The sequence below is a fragment of the Teichococcus coralli genome (genome assembly GCF_009829925.1).
Lineage (GTDB): Bacteria > Pseudomonadota > Alphaproteobacteria > Acetobacterales > Acetobacteraceae > Pseudoroseomonas > Pseudoroseomonas coralli.
Window position 1 is genome coordinate 170,403 of record NZ_SNVJ01000008.1, and the last position, 22,757, is coordinate 193,159.

The 22,757-nt window shown below is 72.1% G+C and carries 21 protein-coding genes; 9 read left to right on the top strand and 12 right to left on the bottom strand.

Features of this window, described 5'->3' with window-relative positions:
* Nucleotides 1-27: 27 nt before the first annotated feature.
* Together E0493_RS11495 and E0493_RS11500 are read right to left on the bottom strand one after the other, a co-directional pair.
* On the bottom strand, nt 28-1,104 hold the full coding sequence (locus tag E0493_RS11495) for a cysteine desulfurase family protein (protein ID WP_160937085.1): 1,077 nt from the start codon (nt 1,102-1,104) through the stop codon (nt 28-30).
* A complete protein-coding gene (locus tag E0493_RS11500; protein WP_160937086.1) occupies nt 1,101-1,610 on the bottom strand; it encodes an Rrf2 family transcriptional regulator in 510 nt (169 codons plus the stop codon). The genes E0493_RS11495 and E0493_RS11500 overlap by 4 nt, the downstream gene beginning before the upstream one ends.
* 395 nt (nt 1,611-2,005) lie before the next feature.
* On the opposite strand from E0493_RS11500, the gene E0493_RS11505 reads away from it, so the two are divergent.
* Nucleotides 2,006-2,674 (top strand): alpha/beta hydrolase, encoded by a 669-nt coding sequence (locus tag E0493_RS11505; protein WP_160937087.1) that lies wholly within the window; start codon nt 2,006-2,008, stop codon nt 2,672-2,674.
* Nucleotides 2,675-2,749: 75 nt separating this feature from the next.
* Here E0493_RS11505 and E0493_RS11510 read toward each other — a convergent pair whose 3' ends face one another.
* Nucleotides 2,750-3,835: an anhydro-N-acetylmuramic acid kinase gene (locus tag E0493_RS11510; protein WP_160937136.1), complete on the bottom strand. Its 1,086-nt coding sequence runs from the start codon at nt 3,833-3,835 to the stop codon at nt 2,750-2,752.
* 68 nt (nt 3,836-3,903) lie between these two features.
* Between E0493_RS11510 and tyrS the strand changes: the two genes are divergently transcribed.
* On the top strand, nt 3,904-5,130 hold the full coding sequence (gene tyrS, locus E0493_RS11515; RefSeq protein ID WP_160937088.1) for a tyrosine--tRNA ligase: 1,227 nt from the start codon (nt 3,904-3,906) through the stop codon (nt 5,128-5,130).
* A 68-nt stretch (nt 5,131-5,198) separates the two neighbouring features.
* Complete coding sequence (locus E0493_RS11520) at nt 5,199-5,606, top strand: DUF3574 domain-containing protein (protein ID WP_160937089.1); 408 nt, start codon at nt 5,199-5,201, stop codon at nt 5,604-5,606.
* Nucleotides 5,607-5,616: 10 nt separating this feature from the next.
* Here the strand turns inward: E0493_RS11520 and E0493_RS11525 are convergent, their stop codons facing one another.
* Complete coding sequence (locus E0493_RS11525; protein WP_367614500.1) at nt 5,617-8,784, bottom strand: YhdP family protein; 3,168 nt, start codon at nt 8,782-8,784, stop codon at nt 5,617-5,619.
* Nucleotides 8,785-8,810: 26 nt separating this feature from the next.
* On the opposite strand from E0493_RS11525, the gene E0493_RS11530 reads away from it, so the two are divergent.
* Nucleotides 8,811-11,768, top strand: a complete 2,958-nt coding sequence (locus E0493_RS11530; RefSeq protein WP_160937091.1) for a bifunctional [glutamine synthetase] adenylyltransferase/[glutamine synthetase]-adenylyl-L-tyrosine phosphorylase — start codon at nt 8,811-8,813, stop codon at nt 11,766-11,768.
* On the top strand, nt 11,765-12,232 hold the full coding sequence (locus tag E0493_RS11535) for a peroxiredoxin (protein WP_160937092.1): 468 nt from the start codon (nt 11,765-11,767) through the stop codon (nt 12,230-12,232). The genes E0493_RS11530 and E0493_RS11535 overlap by 4 nt, the downstream gene beginning before the upstream one ends.
* A gap of 39 nt (nt 12,233-12,271) precedes the next feature.
* On the opposite strand, the gene E0493_RS11540 is transcribed toward E0493_RS11535, so the two are convergent.
* A complete protein-coding gene (locus tag E0493_RS11540) occupies nt 12,272-12,850 on the bottom strand; it encodes a YqaA family protein (RefSeq protein WP_160937137.1) in 579 nt (192 codons plus the stop codon).
* 128 nt (nt 12,851-12,978) lie between these two features.
* Here E0493_RS11540 and E0493_RS11545 point away from each other — a divergent pair, with 128 nt between their 5' ends.
* Nucleotides 12,979-13,311, top strand: coding sequence for an NIPSNAP family protein (locus tag E0493_RS11545; protein ID WP_160937093.1), 333 nt, complete (start codon nt 12,979-12,981; stop codon nt 13,309-13,311).
* Nucleotides 13,312-13,357: 46 nt separating this feature from the next.
* On the opposite strand, the gene E0493_RS11550 is transcribed toward E0493_RS11545, so the two are convergent.
* The 4 genes from E0493_RS11550 to E0493_RS11565 form a co-directional block, all read right to left on the bottom strand.
* Nucleotides 13,358-13,822 (bottom strand): GlcG/HbpS family heme-binding protein, encoded by a 465-nt coding sequence (locus E0493_RS11550; protein ID WP_160937094.1) that lies wholly within the window; start codon nt 13,820-13,822, stop codon nt 13,358-13,360.
* 375 nt (nt 13,823-14,197) lie between these two features.
* Nucleotides 14,198-14,599: a MarR family transcriptional regulator gene (locus E0493_RS11555; protein ID WP_160937138.1), complete on the bottom strand. Its 402-nt coding sequence runs from the start codon at nt 14,597-14,599 to the stop codon at nt 14,198-14,200.
* 141 nt (nt 14,600-14,740) lie between these two features.
* Nucleotides 14,741-16,102, bottom strand: a complete 1,362-nt coding sequence (locus E0493_RS11560; RefSeq protein ID WP_160937095.1) for a leucyl aminopeptidase family protein — start codon at nt 16,100-16,102, stop codon at nt 14,741-14,743.
* A 137-nt stretch (nt 16,103-16,239) separates the two neighbouring features.
* A complete protein-coding gene (locus E0493_RS11565; RefSeq protein ID WP_160937096.1) occupies nt 16,240-17,208 on the bottom strand; it encodes a Gfo/Idh/MocA family protein in 969 nt (322 codons plus the stop codon).
* Between the two features lie 293 nt (nt 17,209-17,501).
* On the opposite strand from E0493_RS11565, the gene recQ reads away from it, so the two are divergent.
* The 3 genes from recQ to bfr all read left to right on the top strand — a co-directional run bounded on the left by recQ (nt 17,502) and on the right by bfr (nt 20,241).
* Complete coding sequence (recQ, locus tag E0493_RS11570) at nt 17,502-19,313, top strand: DNA helicase RecQ (protein ID WP_160937097.1); 1,812 nt, start codon at nt 17,502-17,504, stop codon at nt 19,311-19,313.
* 61 nt (nt 19,314-19,374) lie between these two features.
* Complete coding sequence (locus E0493_RS11575; RefSeq protein ID WP_160937098.1) at nt 19,375-19,566, top strand: (2Fe-2S)-binding protein; 192 nt, start codon at nt 19,375-19,377, stop codon at nt 19,564-19,566.
* 183 nt (nt 19,567-19,749) lie between these two features.
* Nucleotides 19,750-20,241 carry a bacterioferritin gene (gene bfr / locus E0493_RS11580; protein WP_160937099.1) on the top strand — a complete coding sequence of 164 codons (492 nt, stop codon included), beginning with the start codon at nt 19,750-19,752 and terminating at the stop codon, nt 20,239-20,241.
* Between the two features lie 24 nt (nt 20,242-20,265).
* Here the strand turns inward: bfr and E0493_RS11585 are convergent, their stop codons facing one another.
* The 3 genes from E0493_RS11585 to E0493_RS11595 form a co-directional block, all read right to left on the bottom strand.
* On the bottom strand, nt 20,266-20,784 hold the full coding sequence (locus E0493_RS11585; RefSeq protein ID WP_160937100.1) for a cysteine dioxygenase family protein: 519 nt from the start codon (nt 20,782-20,784) through the stop codon (nt 20,266-20,268).
* 16 nt (nt 20,785-20,800) lie between these two features.
* Nucleotides 20,801-21,484: a GntR family transcriptional regulator gene (locus E0493_RS11590; protein WP_160937101.1), complete on the bottom strand. Its 684-nt coding sequence runs from the start codon at nt 21,482-21,484 to the stop codon at nt 20,801-20,803.
* A gap of 157 nt (nt 21,485-21,641) precedes the next feature.
* The gene (locus E0493_RS11595) at nt 21,642-22,676 is read right to left on the bottom strand and encodes a polyprenyl synthetase family protein (protein ID WP_160937139.1); all 1,035 of its coding nucleotides are present in this window, start codon (nt 22,674-22,676) and stop codon (nt 21,642-21,644) included.
* Nucleotides 22,677-22,757: the final 81 nt, after the last annotated feature.

The window sequence follows — 22,757 nt, forward strand, 5'->3', positions numbered from 1 at the left end:
GCGCCCTGCGGAAGGCGAAAGCAGGGCTCAGCGGCGAAGCCGCTGGCGCACGGCATCGTAGGCGGTGAGGAAGCGCCGGGCCACATCCTCCGCCGCGTTCCACGGCAGCGACACGCGGATGGCGCAGCCGGCATCCGGCCCCAGCCCCATGGCCTGCAGCACCGGGCTGGCGCCGACCTTGCCGGAGGAGCAGGCCGCGCCGGCCGAAACCTGCACCCCCGCCAGGTCGAGCGCGATCACCTGGGTTTCCGCCGGCGCGCCGGGCAGGAGCAGGCAGCTCGTATTGGGCAACCGGGGAGCCTCCGCGCCGACCACCCTCGCCCCGGCCCCCGCCTCGATGGCGTCGCGCAGGGCGCCCAGGCGCGCGCCGCTGGCAAGGTCGAACTCCATGACGGCCGCGGCGAAGCCGGCAATGGCCGGCAGGGGCTCGGTGCCGCCGCGGCGCCCGCGCTCCTGCCCGCCGCCGGGCAGAAGGGCCTCCACGTCCAGCCCCGCGCGCAGCAGCAGCGCCCCGGCGCCCTTCGGGCCACCCAGCTTGTGCGCCGAAACCGCCATCGAGTCCGCCCCCATCGCCGCCAGGTCGAGCGGCAGCCGCCCCGCCGACTGCACCGCGTCCACGTGCAGCAGCGCCCCATGCTCGCGGCAGAGCCGGACGGCCTCCTCCAGCGGGTGCAGCACACCGGTCTCGTTGTTGGCGGCCATCAGGCAGACCAGCGCCGCCGGCCCCTCGGACAGGGCGTCGGCGAGCGCGGTGAGGTTGATCCGCCCGTCGTCCTGCACGGGCAGCAGGGTGATGCCGGGAGCGGCACGAAGGATGGCCGGATGCTCCGTCGCCCCCGCCAGGATGCGCCGCCCCCGGCCCAGGGCGTGGAGCGCGAGCGCGTTGGCCTCGGTCGCTCCCGAGGTGAACACCACGTCGCGCGGGCGGGCCCCGAACCGCTCCGCGACGCAGCCGCGCGCCCTTTCCAGCACCTGCCGCGACGCCCGCCCGGCGGCATGCACGGAGGACGGGTTGCCCACGAGGTCCAGCGCCTCCAGCATGGCCTGCCGCGCCGCCGGCCGCAGCGGCTCGGTGGCGTTGGCGTCGAGATAGAGCGGGGTCATGACAGGGTGCGCGGCGGCAGCGCGCGGCCGCAGACGCGGCCTTCCACCACGTCGGCCAGGGAGATGTGGCAGAGGAACAGGCTGATCTGCGCGCCCAGCTCGTCCCAGAGATCATGCGTCAGGCAGCGGCTGCCGGCGAGGCAGCCCGGCGTGCCCTCGCCGCAGCGGGTGGCGACGATGGGCTCGTCCACCGCCTCGATGATGGCGCCGATGCTGATTTCGTCCGCCGCGCGGGCAAGCCGGTAGCCGCCGCCCGGCCCGCGCGCCGAGGCAACCAGCCCCGCCCGCCTCAGCCGGGCGAACAGCTGCTCCAGATAGGCAACCGACAGCAGCTGCGCCTGCGCGATCTCGCCGAGGCTGACGGGCCGCCCTCCGCCCGCCTCAGCCCGCTTCGGCTGAATTGCGCAGGACGCAATGCTGCCATCCCCCGACTGCTGGTCCTGCATCCGGGCGGCCAGTTCCACCAGGGCCATGACGGCGTACCGCCCGCGCGTAGACAAGCGCATCGCTCAGCTTTCCCATGCTGCCGCGACATCGCCGCGACCGAGGCGTCCAAAGTACTGAAACTGCGCCCGGCTGGGGGCCATGCCATGAATCCGTTATGAAAGCGGCGCTTGAAGGCTTATATTGGTCGCGTCGCGGGGAGCGGAAGCCTGCCCCGGGACGACAAGGGCTTGATGGGAGCCATGCAGCGCGGCGGTTTGCCGCGCCGGTCGAACGCTATTGATCCCGACCGGCACGGTCAACCATTCGGCGGCATACAGCCGCCTGCATGGCGTTCTCATGGCGCCTTCCAGTGGCGCACCCTGGCCGGCCCGGTCGCGCTTTCGCGGGACGTCCGGACCATCATGGCTTCCCAACCGGGCGCTGCCGCGCCCACCGCACCGGATGCAAGGGGACGATGCCTGAAGTGATGTTCGCCGGGCCGGATGGCCGGCTCGAGGGTCGTTACCACCACGCGAAGCAGCCCAACGCCCCCGTGGCGCTGGTCCTGCATCCTCACCCGCTGCATGGCGGGACGATGAACAACCGGGTGGTGCATGCGCTTTACACGCGCTTTCAGAACATGGGGTTCTCCACCCTTCGCTTCAACTTCAGAGGCGTCGGGCGCAGCCAGGGCCGCTACGACGGCGGCATTGGCGAAATCTCGGACGCCGCCGCGGCGCTCGACTTCCTCCAGGCGGTGAACCCGAACGCTTCCATGCTCTGGGTCGCCGGCTACTCCTTCGGCGCCTATGTCGGCATGCAGCTGCTGATGCGCCGTCCCGAGATGGGCGGCTTCGTTTCCATCGCCCTTCCCGCTAGCCACTACGATTTCGGCTTCCTGGCGCCCTGCCCCTGCTCTGGGCTGATCCTGCACGGCGGCGAGGACGAGCTGGTGCCCGAGAACTCGGTGCGCAAGTTGGTGGAGAAGCTGAACACCCAGCGCGGCATCGCCATCGACTACCGCGTCCAGGAAGCTGCGGGCCATGTGTTCACCGCCGAGCAGACCGAGAAGGTGGCCGACGCGGCGGAGGACCATGTCCACACCATGCTGAACCGCACCCGGATGGCCATGGCGGCCGACTGACCGCCCTGGACGCTCACGCGAAAAAGGGGCCGGACGGCAGAAGCCTGTCCGGCCCCTTTTTCGTGGCGGGCCCGCTCAGCCGCCGGTCAGGCGGCCCCCCGTCAGCGGCTGCGGCGCGCCGGTCGTGCCGGGATAGGTGAGCGGCAGCCCGCGCAGCACCCGCGCCGCCAGGATGCCGAAGGCCTGCGCCTCCAGCGCATCCCCATCCCAGCCCGCGACCTCGACGGGACGCAGCGGCTCCGGCAGCGCGCAGGCCAGCGCCCGCATCAGCGCCGGATTGCGGCGCCCGCCGCCGCCCACCAGCCATTGCACCGGCGGGTCGGGAAAGTGCCGCGCCGCGGCGGCCACGGCGCAGGCGCAGAAGGCCACCAGCGTCGCCGCACCGTCGGCGGGGGAAAGCTCCGCCGCGCCGGCATCGCGCAGCGCCCGGTCGAAGTCGAGCCGGTCCAGCGACTTGGGTGGCGGAGCCTCGAGGTAAGGGTGCGCCAGCAGCCGCGCCATCACGGCGCCGTCCGGCAGGCCCGCCAGCGCCAGGCGCCCGTCCTTGTCGTAGTCGGCGCCGGTCGAGCGCCGCGCCCAGTCGTCCAGCGGGCCGTTGGCCGGCCCGGTGTCGAAGGCCAGCAGCCGGTGGTCGCTACCGATCCAGGTGACGTTGCCCACCCCGCCGAGGTTCAGGATGACCAGCGGCTTCGGAAGCTGCGCCGCCACCACCGCATGGGCGATCGGCACCAGCGGCGCCCCCTGCCCGCCGGCCGCCACGTCGGCGCTGCGGAAGTCATGGGCGACCCGCGTGCCGGTCGCACGCGCCAGCATCGCGGCGTCGCCGATCTGCCAGGTGCGGCCCTCGCCGGGGCGGCCGGCCACCGGCCGGTGCAGGATCGTCTGCCCGTGGAAGCCGATCAGGTCCGCCTCCAGCCCAAGCTTGACCACCGCCTCCACATGCCGCTCCGTCAGGCGGCGCTCGCAGTCCTTCAGGAAAGGGTCGTCCGGCGGCAGGCCTTCGGCCAGGTCCAGCAGCTTGCGCAGGTCCCGCCGCAGTTCCGCATCGTAAGGCAGGGTGAGGCTTGGCCCGATCCGCCCGATCTGGTCTCCGTCCGTCTCCAACCACGCGGCATCCACGCCATCCAGCGAGGTCCCGCTCATCAGCCCAATGGTTCGCAGCATCCCCACACTGTGCTAGGGGCGCAGCCTGGGGGGAAGCCCCCGCCCCGAAGCGGATACGGACGACGATGGACGAATTCCTGCACATCGCGCGCGAGCGCGGCTACATCCACCAGGTGACGGACGAGGCGGCGCTGGCCGCGCGGATGAAGCAGGGCGTCCTTCCGGCCTATATCGGCTTCGACTGCACGGCGGACAGCCTGCATGTCGGCAGCCTCATGCAAATCATGATCCTGCGCCTGCTGCAGCGCACCGGTCACAAGCCCGTGGTGCTGATGGGCGGCGGCACCAGCAAGGTGGGCGACCCTTCCTTCCGCGACGAGGCCCGCCCGCTGCTGACCGACGCGCAGATCGAGATCAACAAGGCCGGCATCCGCAAGGTCTTCGACGCCTTCCTGAGCTTCGGCGACGGCCCCACCGGCGCCATAATGGTGGACAACGCGGACTGGCTGGACAGGCTGCTCTACATCCCCTTCCTGCGCGAGGTCGGGCGCCACTTCAGCGTCAACCGCATGCTGTCCATGGACAGCGTGAAGCAGCGGCTGGAGCGGGAGCAATCCTTCTCCTTTCTCGAATTCAACTACATGCTGCTGCAGGGCTACGACTTCCTGGAGCTGTTCCGCCGCCACGGCGTGGCGCTTCAGCTCGGCGGCTCCGACCAGTGGGGCAACATCATCATGGGCGCCGACCTGGTGCGGCGCATGGAGGGCCAGGAGGCCTTCGGCGTCACCACGCCGCTGCTGACCACCGCCTCCGGCGCCAAGATGGGCAAGACCGCCGCCGGCGCCGTCTGGCTCAACGCCGAGAAGCTCTCGCCCTATGACTACTGGCAGTTCTGGCGCAACGCCGAGGATGCCGATGTCGGCCGCTTCCTCGCCCTCTTCACCGAGCTGCCGATGGACGAGGTGCGGCGGCTCGGCGCCCTGGCCGGCTCGGAGGTGAACGAGGCCAAGAAGGTTCTGGCGACCGAGGCGACAGCCCTGCTGCACGGCCGCGCCGCCGCCGGGCAGGCCGCCGAGACCGCCCGCCGCGCCTTCGAGGAGGGCCAGGCCGCCGAAACCCTGCCCGCCATCAGCGCCGCCCTCCCGGCGCCGCTGATCGACCTCGCCGTGCAGGCTGGCTTCGCCGGCAGCAAGGGCGAGGCCCGCCGCCTCGTCCGGCAGAATGGCCTGCGGCTGAACGATGAGCCGGTGAGCGACGAGACGCGCAGCGTCACCGAGGCCGACCTGCGCGACGGCGCGGCGAAGCTCTCGGCCGGCCGCAAGCGGCACGTGCTGGTGCGCCCGGCCGGCTGAGCGGCGGCCTGGCGGGGCGGGCGCGGCAGGGGCATCCTGCCCGGCCGCCTTCGCCACGGAGACGACGCATGCCGCGCCTCATCCTGCCCCTTCGCGTCCTACCCATTTGCCTGCTGCTCGGCGCCTGCGCCGGCTGCCCGGGCGGCCAGACCCCCGCCACCGTGGCGGAGCTGTTCTTCGGCCGCTCGGTGCCGGGCGGCGGCACCGTCGGCGAGGCGGAGTGGGACGCCTTCCTGGCCGACACCGTGACACCCGCCTTCCCCCAAGGCCTCACCGTGCAGGACGCGCAGGGCCAATGGCGCGGCGCCGATGGCGAGGTGGTGCGCGAGCCGGCCAAGCGCCTGCTGCTGGTCCTGCCCGAAACCTCTGCCGACCGCGCCGACGCGCGGGTTGCGCCGCTGGCGGAGAACTATCGCGCCCGCTTCCGGCAGGAGAGCGTGCTGCGGCTGCAACACGCGGCCTGCGTGGCCTTCTGAGGCGCCGGCCTCAGGGCGCCGGTGCCGTGCCGCCGCCGAACAACCCGCGCAGGAAGCCTGGCGTCAGCGCGGCCAGCGGGTTCACCGTCACCGCCGGGTCCTGCACCGGGCCGCGCATGCGCCAGGTGGCGGCGAACAGCCCCCCTCCCTGCTCCGGGCTGAACAGCTTGCCGAGCAGCGGGATGCGCCCGAGCAGCGTGTTCAGCGCATAGGCGGGAACGATGGTGCCCTCCAGGTCGATGACCCGGCTGCGCCGGAGGATGGTGCCCTTGGCCGTCACCCCGAGGGAGGCGGAAAAGGCGCGCGCCTCCCGTAGCGCCAGCGCCTCGGGTGTCAGCGTGAAGGGCGCCACCAGCCGGGAGAAGCTCAGCCCCGGCCCACGCACCGCGTCCACCACGCCATATACCGTCAGCGCCTGCAGCAGCTTGCCCACGCCCGCGGCCTCCTGGATCGTGAAATCCGACATCTCCGCCGTGCCGCTCAGCGGCGCGCCCGGCGCGTTGCTGGCCCAGTGGCCGTTCACCGAAAGCCTGCCGCCCTGCACCTGCCTCAGCACGTCGAAGGCCTGTAGCAGGGCCCCGGCATCCTCCGCGTTCAGCTGCAGGTCGCGCCCCTGCCCACGCGGCACGATGGTGAGGTCGAAGCCGCTGCCGGGCGCCGTCAGGCCCGAGAAGCGGGCCTCCCGCAGCACGCCGCGGCCATCGGCGGCGGCGCGGCCCTGCACCGTGCCCAGGCTCCGCCCTTCGCCCAGCAGCACATGGTCGAAGCGCCCGTCCAGCATCACCGGCGCGCTGTCGCCCGAGGCGGCGCCGCCCTTGTCGTCCGGCTCCGCCAGCAGCGGGCCGAGGTCCAGCGCGGGGCCGGAGAGGCGGAACCGCCAGGGCGCGCCCGGCTGCGCGGGCGGCCGCATCTCCGCGGCGAAGCGGCCGGCGAAGATCCGCGCCTCGTTCAATTCAACCCGCTCCAGCCTGCTCTGCGGCCCGAAGGCAACCTTGCCCCGCGCCCGGAGGTCCGGAGCTTCCACCTGGAAGCTCTCCACCGCGCGCAGCGAGTCCTCGGCGATCCGCAGCTCGGCCTGGGCCGAAGCGGCCTGGCGGGGCGCCTTCCGCCAGGCCAGCGCGGAAAGGGCCATGCGGCTGTCCCTGAGGTCGGCCGCGAGGCGCACCCGCGTCTCACCGTCCCGCCGCTTCTCCATCACCGCCTGAACGCCGACCGGCCCTTCAACGAAACCCTCCAGGTCCAGCCCGAATTCCGCGATCCTGGAGGCGTCCGGGCGCGCGTCCGCGCGGATGCGCTCGACCACCTGGCTGGCCGGGCCCGGGCGGAGATCCATCTCGACGGCGAGCTGCGTCGGGATGCCGTCGAGCAGCGCCTCGCCGTTGGCCCGCAGGCGGCTGTTGTCCACCGTCAGGCTCGCGGTGCCATGGTCGAGCGGCTTGCCGACAACCACGTCGGAGAGATGGAACTGCGAGAGCTGCGCCTGGAGGTTCACCCGCAGCACCTCGGACGGGATGTCCTCCAGCAGCGGAAAGGCCAAATGGAGGCGGCCGTCGAGCTGGCCCGAGGGATTCTTCAGGTCCAGCGGGCGGCGTTCGAACAGCTTCAGGCGGGGATGCTTGATCAGGGCCACCGCCTGGGCCACCGGCCCGCGCAGCCGGGCATCGATGTCCGCCTGCTCGTCATGCGTGTCGAGCGCGGAGAAGCGGATGGTGGCGCCCGGGCTGTTCAGCGCCGTGCCGGCCTGCCGCGCCGCGGCGACCTGGATGGTGATCTCCTTCAGGCCGAACTGCGCCGTCGCCTGCACCGCTTCCAGCGGCGCGATCGGCCGCAGCCAGTGCACCACGCCATTCTCCAGCTGCAGCGTCCCGCTCAGGTCGGTGACCTGCAGCCCCGAGAGGTCGGCCGCCGACTCCGCCCGGAGCGCGAAGCGGCCCTCGTGCAAGGTGCCGGCGGTCACGTTCTCCACGATCCACTTGCGGGCGCCGCGCACGATGTCCGGCGGCCAATAGGTGCCGAGCTCGCCGGCCTGGACCTGGTCAAGGCCCAGCTCCAGGCTGGCGCGCCAGCGGTCGTCCCGCAGCGCGGCCTGGCCCGAGGCGGTCAGCACCGGTGCCGGGAGGGCCGCGGCGCCCGCCGTGGCCGGCGCCAGCGCCACGCGAAGGCGGCTCAGCTCCAGCGCCGCCGGCGTGCCGCGGGCCGAAAGGTCGAGGGCGGCGAAGGCGATCCGGTGCCCGGCCGCGCGGAAGCTGCCTGGCCCGCCATGCAAGGCGAGCCCGAGCCGCGGGGTGGCCTGCGGCGCGCCGGCGTCGAAGCGGCCCGAGACGTCCAGCGCGATCGAGCCGTCGAACAGCGCCAGCGGCGCGAGGGCCGGCAGCAGGGCGGCGAGCCGCGCGGGCTCCAGCCCCGGCAGCGAGAGCGTGCCCTCCAGCACCGGTCCTTCCCCGAGGATGCTGGCGGCGAGGCGCACCGGCACGACCGGTCCGGCACCCGGCAGCCGCAGAGACGCCTTCCCCTCGCCGTCCACCCGGTCGCCCCCCGCGCTGCGCCGCAACGTCAGCGAGACATCCTCCAGCCGCCAGGTCAGGCCGAGCTGGTGGTCGAGAATGGTGAGCTGCCCGTCGGCGATGTCGATCCGCCGCAGCACTCCCCAGGGCGTATCCCGCGCCTCGCGCCCCAGCAGGCGCCGCAGCACGAGGCCGCCCTCCTCGTCCGATTCGGGCTGGGAGGGCGCCGGCGAAGGCCGCCCCATCGCCAGCGAGAGCGCGCCGTCGGCCCCGCGCTCCAGCACGATGGTGGGGCGCTGCACCGCCACCGTGATCGGAGCCACTTCCCCACGCAGCAGCCAGCCCGGCGACAGGGTGACGACGGCATCGGGCAGCCTCTGCCGCACTGTGCCCGCCAGGTCGCGCAGTTCCAGGCCGCCGATGCGCAGTTCAAGCGGCGAGCCATGGCCTTCGTGAAAGCCTTCCCAGGCCAGCGCGACGTCGCCCACCCGCAAGCCAGGCGCCAGCGACTCCACCGCGCCGCTGCGCATCAGAAGGTCGGCCACGGCGGGCAGGTGCAGCGGGCCCTGCGCCAGCCGCCAGGCCAGCGCGGCGGCGCCCAGGCCCGCCAGCAAGCCGAGCGCCAGCACCATGCGGCCCAGCAGCCGCGCCAGGCGGAGGGCTTGACGGCTCACGCGGCGCATGGGTTCGCTGCCTGGCCATGAGCGACATCCAGCGCCGTCCTCCGCCGCCCTTCGACCATGCCGCAGCGCGGCATCTGACCGACGCCTTCGCGCAACGTGGCGCCGCCGAGCAGGCCTACGCCGCCACCGCCGAGGGCCGGGCGTTGCTCGGCGCCCTGGGCGGCCACAGCGCCTACCTGGCCGGTCTGGCGGAGCGGGAAAGCGCCACGCTGCTGCGCTTCGCCACGCGCGGCGCGGACGCCGCCTTCGACCTCGCGCTCGACCCGCTCTGCCGCGCCGACCCGGCGGCCGCCCGACCGGCCGTGGCGGCCCTGCTGCGGCAGGCCAAGCGGCAGGCGGCGCTGGTCATCGCGGCCGCCGACCTTTCGGGGCTCTGGCCGCTGGACCGGGTCACCGGCGCGTTGTCCGCCCTGGCCGAGGCTGCGATCGACTACGCCTGCGCCCATCTGCTGCGTGAGGCGGCGGATCGGGGGGAGTTGCGGCTGCCGCGCGCCAGCGCGCGTGACCCGCGCGCGGTCGCGCGCGGCTCGGGACTGGCCATTCTTGGCATGGGCAAGCTGGGCGGACGCGAACTCAACTATTCCTCCGACATCGACCTGATGGTGCTCTACGAGCCGACCGCCGCAGCCTACCACGCCGAGCGGGCCGGCGCGCTCTATGTCCGCATCGCACGTGACCTCGTGCGGCTTATGGAGGAGCGAACGGCCGACGGCTACGCCTTCCGCACCGACCTCCGGCTGCGGCCGGATCCGGCGGCGACGCCGCTCGCCGTCAGCATCCCGACCGCCATCTCCTACTACGAATCGCTCGGGCAGAACTGGGAGCGGGCGGCGATGATCAAGGCGCGCCCGGTCGGCGGCGACCGCGCGCTGGGCGACCACTTCCTGACCGAGATCCGCCCCTTCGTCTGGCGGCGGCACCTCGACTTCGCGATGATCGCCGACATCCACGCGATCAAGCGGCAGATCCACGCGGCGCATGGCGCGAAGGGAGCGCATGCCCAGGTCCAGGTGGCCGGGCACGACGTGAAGCTCGGCCGCGGCGGCATTCGCGAGATCGAGTTCACCACCCAGGTGCTGCAACTGATCTGGGCCGGGCGCGACCCGACGCTGCGCGACCCGACCACGCTTGGCGCCCTCGCCGCCCTGGCCGGCGCCGGCCGGCTCGATCGCCGCGCCGCCGCCGACCTGGCCGACGCCTACACCTTCCTGCGCGACGTCGAGCACCGGCTGCAGATGGTGGCCGACCGGCAGACCCAGCGCCTGCCCGAGGATGAGGAAGGGCTAGCGCGCATCGCCAGCTTCATGGGCTTCGCCGACGCCGCGGCCTTCAGCGCCGCCCTGACCGGCCAGCTCAACCGCGTCGAGCAGCACTACGCGCAGATGTTCGAGCGGGCGCCGGCGCTCAGCGCGCCTCCCGCCGGGGGGCAACTCGGCGGCAGCCTCGTCTTCACCGGCGCCCGCGAGGATCCGGAAACGCTGCAGACCCTCGCCGCCATGGGCTTCGCCGACCCGGCGCATGTGGCGGGGCTGGTGCGCGGATGGCACCATGGCCGCACCCGCTCCACCCGCAGCGAGCGGGCGCGGGAACTGCTCACCCTCCTGATGCCGGCGCTGCTCGGCGCCTTCGCCGCCCAGCGGGAGCCTGACATGGCGCTGGCGCGGTTCGACGGCATCCTCTCCCGCCTTCCCGCCGGGGTGCACATGCTCTCGCTGTTCCACCGCAACCCGGCGCTGCTGCAGCGGGTGGCCGGCATTCTCGGCGCGGCGCCCGCGCTGGCCAACCATCTCGCCCACACGCCCGGCTCGCTGGACGGGCTGCTCGCCGGCAGCGGCCCTGGCAGCGCGGCCACCGTGCTTCCGGCGCTGCTGAAATCCGCCCGCCACTTCGAGGAGGCGCTGGAGGGCGCCCGCCGGCTGGTGACCGAGGGCAAGTTCGAGATCGACGCCGCCGCGTTGGAGGGGGTGCTGGATGCCGATGCGGCCGGCCTCGCCCGCAGCGAACTCGCCGACGCCGCCATCGGCCACCTGCTGCCGCATGTCACCGGCGACTTCGCCGAGCGCTTCGGCAAGGTGAAGGGCGGCGCCTTCGCCGTGGTCGCACTGGGCAAGCTGGGTGGGCGGGAGATGCTGCCCGGCTCCGACCTCGACCTGGTGCTGATCTACGACCACCCGGAGGATGCCGAGGAAAGCCGCGGTGGCCGCCGCGCGCTGCCGCCCAGCGTCTATTTCGGCCGCCTGGCGCAGCAGGTGGTGGCCGCCATCACCACGCCGGGGGCGGAGGGCAAGCTCTACGAGGTGGACATGCGGCTGCGCCCCTCGGGCAACAAGGGGCCCGTGGCGACCTCCCTCTCCAGCTTCACGCGCTACCATCAGGAGAGTGCCTGGACCTGGGAGCGCATGGCCCTCACCCGCGCCCGTTGCGTCGCCGGCCCGCCCGCGCTGCGGCGGCGGATCTCCGGCGCCATCCGCGCCGCCATCCTGCAGCGTTCCGGGGAGGCCGCGCTCGCGGATGCCACCGCCATGCGCCTGCGGATGCTGCGCGAACTGCCGGCCGAGGGGCCGTGGGACATCAAGGCCATGCCCGGCGGGCTGGTGGAGGTCGAGTTCATCGCCCAGGCCCTGCAACTCGCCCATGCGCACCGGCATCCCGCCATCCTGGCGCCGACCACCCGTCTCGCCCTGGCCAATCTCGGCAAGGCGCGCATCCTGCCACGGGAGGAGATGGAGGCGCTGATCGCCGCGGACCGGCTCTGGCGCACCACGCTCGGGATGCTGCGGCTGACGGTGGGCCGCTGGCGGGAGGACGCCCTGCCCGCCCCCACGGCCGCCGCGCTGCTGCGGGCCACCGCGCGGCTGCTCGGGCAGGGCGCCGTTGACGTCCCGGCCTTCCGGCAACAGATGCGAACGCAGGCGGAGCAGGTCCGCGCGATCTTCGAGCGGCGCCTGGGCCCCCTGGTTGGAGGCAATGGATGAGCGTTGAGGAAGGTGCCGCGGCACCGGATTTCACCCTGCCGGCGAGCGGCGGGCGGACGGCTTCGCTGGCCGCCATGAAGGGCAGGCCCTTCGTGCTGTACTTTTATCCCAAGGCCGATACCTCGGGCTGCACCAAGGAGGCGTGCGACTTCCAGGAGGCCCTTCCCGCCCTGCAGCAGGCGGGGCTGGAGGTGATCGGCGTCTCGCCGGACGCCATGGGGCCGGTCGAGAAGTTCGCCGCCAAGTACGGCCTGACCTTCCCCCTGGCCTCCGATGCCGAGAAGCAGGCCGCCGAGGCCTACGGGACCTGGGTGCAGAAGTCGATGTACGGCCGCACCTACATGGGCATGGAGCGTTCGACCTTCCTGATCGACGGCGAGGGCAAGGTGGCGCGCATCTGGCGCAAGGTGAAGGTTCCCGGCCACGCCCAGGCGGTGATGGAGGCGGCCCGGCAGCTCCGCTGAACGGAAGGGGGGCCGCCCGCGCGGCGTGCCCCCCTGCCCTCAGATCAGGCGCAGCGCCGCGAAGCCGGCGATCATCGCCACGGCGACGACGCTCGTCAGCAGCGTCAGGCGCCGCTCGATGAAGTTGCGCATCGGTGTGCCGTAGCGGCGCAGCAGCAGCGCCAGCAGGAAGAAGCGGGCGCCGCGCGTCAGGGCGCTGGTAATCAGGAAGGCCCAGGGATTGAACGCCGCGGCGCCTGCGGCGATGGTGACGATCTTGTAGGGGATCGGCGTCAGGCCCTTGATCAGGATGACCGCCGCGCCCCAGCGGTCGAACCAGCCACGGAAGCTTTCCAGCGCGTCCGCGTGCCCATAGGCGGCGAGCACCGGCTGCGCCACGGCCTCGAACAGGAAATAGCCGATCGCATAGCCCAGCAGCCCGCCCAGCACCGAGGCCACGGTGCAGATCGCCGCGTAGCGCCAGGCTCGCTCGGGGCGGGCGAGGCACATCGGCACCAGCATGGCGTCCGGCGGCACGGGAAAGAAGCTGCTCTCCGCGAAGGAGACCAGCGCCAGCCAGGTCCCGGCATGCCGGTGGCCGGAAAGGTAGAGGACACGGTCGTAGAGGGCGCGGAGCATGACCATGGCATCTCACGCCCGCTGCGCTGCGGCAAGGGAACAGTGTGGCGCGGCTCGGCGTCGGCCGAAGGCTTGTTGCTCCCGCCGCCGGGGACCATGCTGCCGCCGCCAAACGAGGGAACGGCCCCATGCTGATCGACCACCGCACCTATACCTGCCGCCCGGGCACGCTGAAGAAGCAGCTTGAGCTCTACCATGCGTACGGCTGGGCGGCACAGACACGCCATCTCGGAATGCCGGTCGCGTTTCTCACCACCGAGACGGGTGACGTGAACACCTATGTCCACATCTGGATGTACGAAGATGCCGCCGACCGCGCCAAGCGACGCGCCGGAATGCAGGCGGACCTGGAGTGGATCAGCTATCTCGACCGGAGCGCCGAGGCGGGCTACCTGCTGAAGCAGGAGAACAAGCTCATGCTTTCCGCCGCTTTCGCGCCGGCGCCGCGCCGCGCAAAGTGATCGGAGGCGGCGGGGGACCGCGCCGGTTCCCTGCCGCCCCGTCGTCTCACTCGGGGTCGCCGGTGTCCGCCACCAGCCCGGCCGCGGCGATTCCCGCCACGGCGCAGGCCTCGTCCTTTTCCGACGCATCGCCGGAGATGCCCACCGCGCCCAGCACGGTGCCCGCCGCATCCCGCACCAGCACCCCTCCCGGCACCGGCACGGCGCGGCCGCCGGAAAGGTCGGAAAGCGCGTTCATGAAGCCGGGCATCTTCGCGGCCCGACGTGCCAGCTCGCGGCCACCAAAGCCAAGCGCCATGGCGCCGAAGGCCTTGCCCATCGCGATCTCCGGCCGGAGCAGGCTGCAGCCATCCTCGCGCAACACGGCCTTCGGCTGCGCCGCCTGGTCCAGCACCACCACCGTCAACGGCGCGAGGCCGAGCTGGCGGCCATGGGCAAGCGCGGCATCGGCAATGCTGCGGGCGGCCGCCAGGGTCAGGCCGTGGTCAAATCCGGTCGGCGGGTTGGGCATGCGTCTGTCCCTTGTTCTGGGTCGGCTCGGCGGATGCCGCTGCGCTGGCTGCGACGCCACGCGGCGTGGTTAGGCAAAGCGCCGCCGTGCGGCAAGGCACCGTATCCGGTGGCGCGCCATGGCGGCGGCATGCCGCGGCGGGCAGGCGCCATGGCGGGGCAGTATCGCTGCCCCGCCGCCATCTTGTCTGACAAGTATAGAAGTTGAACGTTTCTTCGCAGAACAGGTCCGTTCTGCGGCCGTGATCCGGCGGCTCGGTGCGCCATGGAGTGCCTGGAAGCCGGCGGCAGCCCGGAGCGCCGGGCTGCGGAGGCCGTGCAGCATGCACGTCAGGATTGCGGTTGCCCGCGCTGCACGGCCCTTCGCGAAGGCAGGTCAGCTCGCGCGGCGCGTGGCGCTCTCGCTATTGGCGGCCTGCGCGGGCGCTCCCCCCCGTCCTGCTCCATCGGCCTCCATCATCACCGACCGAATCTCCCGGAGAAAGGAGGCGCCTTTCGCGGTCCGCTGCACCAGAACGCTGCGGCGGTCCTGCGGGTCGGTCTTCCGGCGCGCCAGGTCCAGCTCGCCCAGGCGGTCGAGCGCGCGCGTGATCGCGGGCTTGGAAACGTTCAGGGTCGCCGCCAGGCCGCGGACCGTGTGCGGGCCTTCCGACATGTACACCGTGAGGAACACGCCGAGTTGCCGCGCCGACAAGTCATGCCCGTCGCGCCGCACCAAGGCCACAACCGTGTCCCGGAAGATTCCAATCAGGTGATCCGGAGCGTTCTGAACGGGCATCATTGATCCTCAAGCAAGCGGTTCCGGCGGCGAGCCCCGTCGCGCGGAAGGTGTGAAGGGATGCTAACCTGTTGGTCAGCGGGAACGGTCACGTCTTAATCGGTGATCAGCGTCACGGTTTCGATATGATCTGGTCACTTTTTAAGCCAGGGGAAACTTTCTGAATGCCGCGAAGAGTGCCCGCATCGCCTGTGCTTCGCCTCCCTCTGGGCGTCCCGGACGCGACGTGTCGTTCCAGGCATATAGGTCGAGATGAGCCCAGCGAACATTGTCTGGAACAAATCTTTTCAGAAATAATGCAGCAACAACGGCGCCGGCCATCGGTTTCGGGGCGACGTTGTTAAGAGTGGCCACCGAACTGTCGAGCCACGAATCGTAACCGGCATGTATCGGAAGTTGCCAGAGCGGATCCTCGGCGCTCCTTCCAGCAGCCAATAGTGTGGAGGCCAGCCCTTCGTCGGTGGTGAAGAGCGCCGGGAGGTCCGGCCCGAGCGCCACGCGCGCTGCGCCGGTCAGCGTTGCGCAATCGACCACCAGCGCGGGCTTCTGCTCCGCCGCATGGCAGAGCAGGTCGGCGAGCACCAGCCGCCCCTCGGCATCGGTGTTGCCGATCTCCACCGTCCGGCCGCTGCGGGTGCGGATCACGTCGCCCGGGCGCAGCGCCCTGTCGGAAACGGCGTTCTCCACGCAGCCCAGGCTGAGCATGAGGCGCACCGGCAGCCCGGCCCGCATGATCATCTCCGCCAGCCCGAGCAGAATGGCCGCGCCGCCCATGTCCTTCTTCATGCGGCGCATGCCTTCCGGGCCTTTCAGGTCCAGCCCGCCGGTGTCGAAGACCACGCCCTTGCCGCAGAGCGCCACCAGCGGGTGCTCTGCGCTTCCCCATTGCAGGATGGCGACCTCCGGCGGCCGGTGGCTGCCCTGCCCCACCGCCGCCACCGCGGGAAACCGGGAGGCCAGTTCCTCACCGGCGATCCGCGTCACCTGCGCGTCGTGTCGCGCGGCGAGGGCGGCGACCTCGGCGGCCAGATCGGCCGGTCCGAGGTCGGCCGCCGGCGTGTTGATCAGGTCGCGCACGCGCCAGGTCGCCTCGGCGGCGGCGATCGCCTCCGGTTGGCCGCTCTGCAGGCGCAGGCGCGCCGGGCGACGAGTCGCGGCCCTGTAGCGCGTGAAGCGATAGGCGCCGAGGCACCAGCCCAGCGCCGCCTGCGCTTCAGGGGCGGGCTCGTGCAGGTGCCAGAGCGTTCCTTCCGGCAGCGTCATCGCCAAGGCGCCGTAGTGCCAAAGGGAAGGCGCACCCTCGCCAAGGCCGAGCACCGCGCCGGACAGGCCGCTCCCGCCCGGCAACAGCCGCAACTCGCCGGCGGCGGCGGTGAAGCCACCTGCCTCCAGGAAGGCACGCTGCGCCGGCGGTCGCGCCGCCAGAAAGGCGGCCAGGTCCGCCCTCCCGGTGGTGAAGAGGGGCAGCGAGGCAGCGTCAGGCTGCTGTTCCAGAGGCAACATGCGAAAGGGCTCCTCCGCCGGGTTCGGTGCGGCCTAGAGCATTTTCCCTTCGTTCTGGCTCAAGGGAAACGCTCTAGCTGTTTGTTTTGACGGGCATCTTCACCCGCTCCGATGATGCCATCGGGACGGGTTCTGCTCTAGGCGGCCAGGATGCGCTCGACCAGGTCCTGCACCTCGAAGGCCTCGCGCGGGGTGGCGAGGTTCTGCGGCTCGCCGCGGGTCAGGGCGGCCAGCTTCTCCATCTGCGCGCGCAGCGCGTGGGGGCGCATGGCCGGGTTGGGCAGCGCATCCGGCGCCGCCTGCCACTTGCCTTCCCCGTCCAGCCGCTCGGCATAGGACCAGTCGCGCAGGCGGATGGAGCCGGCCTCGCCGGTCAGCGTCCAGGAATTCGCCTCGTCCGCCGCGATGCGCCCGACGCTGCCCGAGAGCCGCACCGGCACGCCCCCGGCCCGCAGCTCGGCCGTGACGGCGGTCTCGGAGCCGCCGCCCGCCGGATACTCGACCTGCGCGGCGAGCAGCTCGAGCGGCCCGAGCTGCCGGCGGGTGAGGAACAGGAAATGCGACACCACCTCGCGCGTGAAGCCACCTTCCTCGCGCCGCGCCAGCCAGCTTGCCGCCTCCTGCTGCCAGCCGCGTGGCCAGCGGCCGAATTCGGCGCTGATGTGGAGCTGCCGCGGAGCGCCGACCGCTCCCGCTTCGCGCCAGGCCGCCAGCTGCGCCACCGCCGGTGAGGAGGCCATCGGGAAGTTCACGGCCGCCCGGGCGCCGTCCCGCTCCACCTCGGCGACAAAGGCCGCCCCATCCTCGCGGTCGGTCGCCAGGGGCTTTTCGAGCAGCACGGAGCGTCCGGCACGAATCGCGGCGCGCGCCAGCGGCAGGTGCGCCGCCGGCGGCGCGGCGATGTAGAGCGCGTCGCAGGCGGCGATCACCGCCCCGGCATCCTCCAGCATCGGCGCGCCCAACTCCGTGGCTTCCAGCCTGGCGGCCGCCTCCGGCGAGGGGTCCCACACGCCGACCAGCCGGACCGCGGGATGCGGGAAGGCCGAGCGCACCAGCCGCTCGCCCATGATGCCAAAGCCGACGATGCCGAGTTTCACCTGGTCCATCCACCCGCTCCGAAAATGAAAGCGCGGAACCTAGGGCCCTCCCCGCGGGCGGACCAGCCCCCTTGCCGGCGCTTTCCGTGGGGAGAGGATGCGCAGGGCGCATCCCTGTGGCCTTCCATCGCGCCTTGGAGCGGGTACATAGGGCGCCATATCTTGCCTCACCCGCCATGCAGGCCCGCTCGGCCCGCCTGGCGCGGCCTTCCGGCGCGCCGGCGGCGCGTCGCTCCATCACCCCTCGCGGACCGGCGATGCCGGCCGGGTCGCCCCGGCGCCGCGCGACGACCAGGGATCTCATGCAAGACTACGCCGAGCCTGTGGAAGTGCTGCGCCGCGTCTTCGGCCATCCCGGCTTCCGCGGATTGCAGGAGGAGGTGGTGCGCCACGCCGTGGCCGGCGGCTCCGGCCTGGTGCTGATGCCCACCGGCGGCGGCAAGAGCCTGTGCTTCCAGGTGCCGGCGCTGTGCCGGCCCGGCCTGGGCGTGGTGGTCTCCCCCCTGATCGCCCTGATGGAGGACCAGGTCGCCGCGCTGCGCCAGCAGGACGTGCCCGCCGCCGCGCTGCATTCCGAGCTGGACCCGGACGAGGCCCGCGCCATCTGGCGCGACCTCGACAGCGGCCAGCTCAAGCTGCTCTACGTTTCGCCCGAGCGCCTCACCGCCGAGTACACCCTCGCCCGGCTGGACGCGATGCGCATCGCCCTCTTCGCCATCGACGAGGCGCACTGCGTCAGCCAGTGGGGCCACCACTTCCGGCCGGAATACCGCGGCCTGCCGGTGCTGGCGGAACGCTTTCCGCGCGTGCCGCGCCTGGCGCTGACCGCGACCGCCGACCCGCGCACCGTGGTCGACATCCAGCGCCAGCTCGGGCTGGAAGAATGCCCGCTGTTCCGCGCCAGCTTCGACCGGCCCAACATCCACATCGCCGCCGAACCGCGCGAGGCCGAGCGCGGCCAGCTCCGCCGCTTCATCCGCAGCGCGGGCGATGGCGCCGGCGCCGGGCTGATCTATTGCGGCACCCGCCGCAAGGCCGAGCAGACGGCCGAGTGGCTGTGCCAGGAAGGGCATGACGCACTGGTCTTCCACGCCGGGCTGGAGCCCGCCGCCAAGCGGGACGCGCACCGCCGCTTCGCCCGCGGCGACGCGGTGATCATGGCCGCCACCATCGCCTTCGGCATGGGGATCGACCGGCCGGACGTCCGCTACGTCGCCCATACCGACCTGCCGCGCAGCCCGGAGAGCTGGTACCAGGAGATCGGCCGCGGCGGGCGCGACGGCCTTCCCGCCCAGGCCCTGCTGCTCTACGGCGCCGGCGACATCTCCCTCGCCCGCCACCGCATCGGCGAGAGCGGCGCGCCCGAGGAACAGAAGCGCGTCGAGCGGCAGCGGCTGGAAGCCATGGTGGCGATCGCCGAATCCGCCACCTGCCGGCGGCAGATCCTGCTGCGCTGCTTCGGCGAGGAAGCCCCCGAGCCCTGCGGCCGTTGCGACATCTGCCTCAACCCGCCGCGCCTGTTCGACGGCACGGTGGCGGCGCAGAAGCTGCTCTCCGCCGTGCTGCGCACCGGCCGCCGCTTCGGCCTCGGCCATGTGGTTGACGTGCTGCGCGGCAAGACCACGGCCAAGGTGGCGCAGTTCGGCCACGACCAGCTGCCCACCTTCGGCGTTGGGCGCGACCTGCCGGACGCCGCCTGGCGCGGCGTGGCGCGGCAGCTCGTGGCGCAGGGCGCGCTGGACGTGGTGGTGGAGAACCATGGCGAGCTGGTGCCGACCGACGCCGCCCGCCCCATCCTGAAGGGCGAGCAGCCGGTGATGCTGCGGCAGGATCTCGTGGCCGTCGCGGGCGGCGGCCGGTCCGCGCCCGCCAGCCCGGTGGCCGAGGGCGCGATGGCCGACCCGGTCTTCGCCGCCCTGCGCGACTGGCGCCGCCGCACCGCCTCGGCGCAGGGCGTGCCGGCCTACGTCATCTTCCAGGACCGCACCCTGGCCGAGATCGCCGCCGCCCGCCCCGCCGACCTGCGGACGCTGGGCTCGATCCCCGGCGTGGGAACGACCAAGCTGGAACGCTACGGCAAGGCCGTGCTAGGCGTCCTGCGCGATTGCGAATGACTTGCAGACGAATCTGAGAACCGGTATCAACCGCGTCGCTCCCAGCAAGCGGTTTCGATCAATGTATGTCTGCCTCTGCAACGGCCTGACCGACACCCAGATTCGCGGCGCCATCGATGCCGGCGCGCGGCGGCCGAAGGAGGTCTACGCCGCCTGCAACTGCGCCGCCCAATGCGGCGGCTGCACGGGCACGATGCTGTCCATCATCCGTGACCAGCCCGCCGGGCAGCTTCAGGGCGAAGGCCGGGCCTGAGAGCCCGTCCGAGAATGGGGCGGCGGAGGGCTGGCGGGGGATTTCGCGCGCCAGGCACGCAGATCCGCCAGACCGCCCTCAGCCATTCTCGAACGGGCTCGGAAGGCATGGCCGGGCTGCCAGCTTGACGCGAATGGGCCCCGCTCGCAGTCTTTGCGCGAAGCGGCAGAAGGGAGAACGGCGATGCTTCGCGACCCCAAGGTTATCGAGCACCTGAACACGCAGCTCACCAATGAGCTCACCGCCGTGAACCAGTACTTCCTGCACGCGCGCATGCTGGACAACTGGGGCGTGACCAAGCTCGGCAAGCATGAATACGAAGAATCGATCGAGGAGATGAAGCATGCGGACGAGCTGATCAACCGCATCCTCTTCCTCGGCGGCCTGCCCAACGTCCAGCGCCTCAACCAGGTCCTCATCGGCGAGAATGTCGAGGAGGTGCTGCAATGCGACCAGCGCATCGAAGAGAAGGCGATGAACGACCTGCGCGACGGCATCGCATACTGCGAGAGCGTGCGCGACTTCGTCTCCCGCGACCTCCTGCTGCGCATCCTGGCGGACGAGGAGAAGCACGCCGACTTCCTCGAAACCCAGTTCGAGCTGATCAAGCAGATCGGCCTGCCGAAATACATCACCCTCAACAGCGACGCGGCGCCCGACCAGCACAAGGGCTGAGCCCGCCGCTGCGCGAGGCCGTCGTCAGGCCGCGTAGACCAGGTTCACGTCCTGCCCGAAGCGCTCGTAAGGCACGCCATAGACGTGGACCGACAGCGCTTCGGCGCTTCCCAGATTGGCCAGGCGGTGGATCAGCTCCGGATCGGCCGCGCCGTGGCCGACCATGCCCGGCGCGCGCAGGGCGCTGCCGCACTGCACGGGCTCGCCTCCCCGCTCCGCCCGGTAAAGCCCTTCCGTGAGGATGCCCCGGTGCACGCCGAAGGCGCACCAGGTGCGGTGCGCGTGAACCGGGCTCATCTGCCCGGGGCGCCAGGCCAGCGCGACAACGGCATAGCCGCCCTGCGGATCGGCATGCAGCAGGTGGCGGACATAGCGGTCCGGCCGGCACGGACATGACCTTTCGGCCAGCAGGCCGGGGTCAAGGAGGTGGCCGGCCAGCGCCGCCGCGACGCGCCGCGGCCGCTCGGCAAGATCGGTCCGCGCGGCGGCGGCGATGTCGGACAGCATGGCGTCGAGCCGGGATCTTGGGGCGATGAAGGACATGGGAGCTTCCCTGCTCTCAGATTGCGGCGGCGGAGTCGGGCGCGGTGAGGGCCGCCAGCACCATCCGCTGCGAGGCGGCGACCTGCTCGTGCATGATGGCGGCCGACCTCTCCGCGCGGCCGAGCGCCAGGGCCTCGATCAGCGCATGGTGCTCATGCGCCATCTCTCCTGTCCGGTCGCGCGAGCGCAGGCCGAGCGCCAGCATCCGGCTGCTCTCGTCCAGCAGGCGGTCCACCTGCCGGGCCAGCCGGCCGTTGCCCGAAAGCTCGGCCACCGCGACATGGAAGGCCTTGTTGGCGTCGAGAAAGACGTGGGTGCTCTCTTCGTCCGCCGGCCGGTATCCGCAGGCGCAGACGGCGTCGAGCCGCCGCAGCGCCTCCGCGTCAACCCGCCCGGCGGCACGGCGCGCGGCCTCGGGTTCCAACAGCAGCCGCAGGCCGAAAACCTCGTGGATGTCGCGGATGGTCACCACCGATACCACCCAGCCGCGCCGCGGCACCGCCTGCACGAGCCCCTCCTCCGCCAGGCGGGCCAGCGCGGCGCGCACGGGCGCCTTGCCGAGCCCGAGCCGTTGGGACGCCGTGGCCTCGCTGAGCGTCTCGCCGGGCATCAGGCGGGTCATGATGATTTCCCGCCGCAAGGCGGTGACGGCCTGTTCCGTGAGGGAGGCGGGCACCTCGAGGGGGGTAGGCATCGACATGACAGAACACCCTAATGTCACTGACATGTCACACGCTATTGCAGAGATCCCCGCATTGCAAGGCCTGACCCCCGCCCAGGTCCCGGCCGAGACCCCGGGCACAAAAAAGGGCGGCCGAAGCCGCCCTCCCCCGCCCCGGCAAGGATGCCGCCACGTCTCAGCGGGCGCGGGCGACGCAGAACTCCACGATGCCGGCCAGCGCCTTCTTTTCCGGGCACTCCGCGAAGGGTGCCAGTCCGGCCAGGGCCAGGTCGCCATAGTGCCGGGCGCGGTCGATGGTGTCGGTGATGGTGTTGTGCCGGTGCATCAGCGAGAGGGCATGGGCGAGGTCCGCCTCCTCCTGCCGCTTCTCCTCCAGAACACGGCGCCAGAAGGCGCGCTCCGCCTCGTCGCCGCGGGCGAAGGCCAGGATCACCGGCAAGGTGATCTTGCCCTCGCGGAAATCGTCGCCCACCGTTTTGCCGAGGCGTTCCTGCTCGGCCGAGTAGTCCAGCGCGTCATCCACGAGCTGGAAGGCGATGCCGAGGTTGCGGCCATAGCTTTCCAGCGCTTCCGCCTCGCTGCGCGGCCGCTCGGCCACCACGGCGCCCACGCGGGTGGCGGCGGCGAACAGCGCGGCGGTCTTGCCCTCGATCACTTCCAGGTACTGCGCCTCGGTCGAGGCGGTATCGTTCTGGATGACCAGCTGCAGCACCTCGCCTTCGGCGATGGTGGCCGAGGCGGAGCAGAGGATGTCGAGCACCTCCAGTGAGCCGTCGGCCACCATCAGCTGGAAGGCGCGGGCGAACAGGAAGTCGCCCACCAGCACGCTGGCCTTGTTGCCGAAGATGGCGTTGGCGCTGGCCTGGCCGCGGCGGAGGTCGCTTTCATCCACCACGTCGTCATGCAGCAGCGTGGCGGTGTGGATGAACTCGACGCAGGCCGCGAGCCCGACATGCCGCTCGCCGCGATAGCCGCAGAGCCGGGCGGCCGCGAGCGTCAGCAGCGGGCGCAGCCGCTTGCCGCCGGCCGCGATCAAATGTGCCGCGAGCTGCGGGATGAGTTGCACCGGGCTCTGCATCCGCGCGATGATCAGGCGGTTGCAGGCGTCCAGATCCTCCTGCACCAGGCCGACCAGGGCGGTCAGCGCGTCCTCGGCATCGGGCCGCGGCGCGCCGTTGGCAGAAGGTTGAACATCGGGCGCGGTGCGCATCGGCGCAGCGGGAGAGTTCACGCGGCCATTGACCTCTGTGCTGGGGCGCGCACCATAGCCACCGGGGCATGGGGCAGCAAG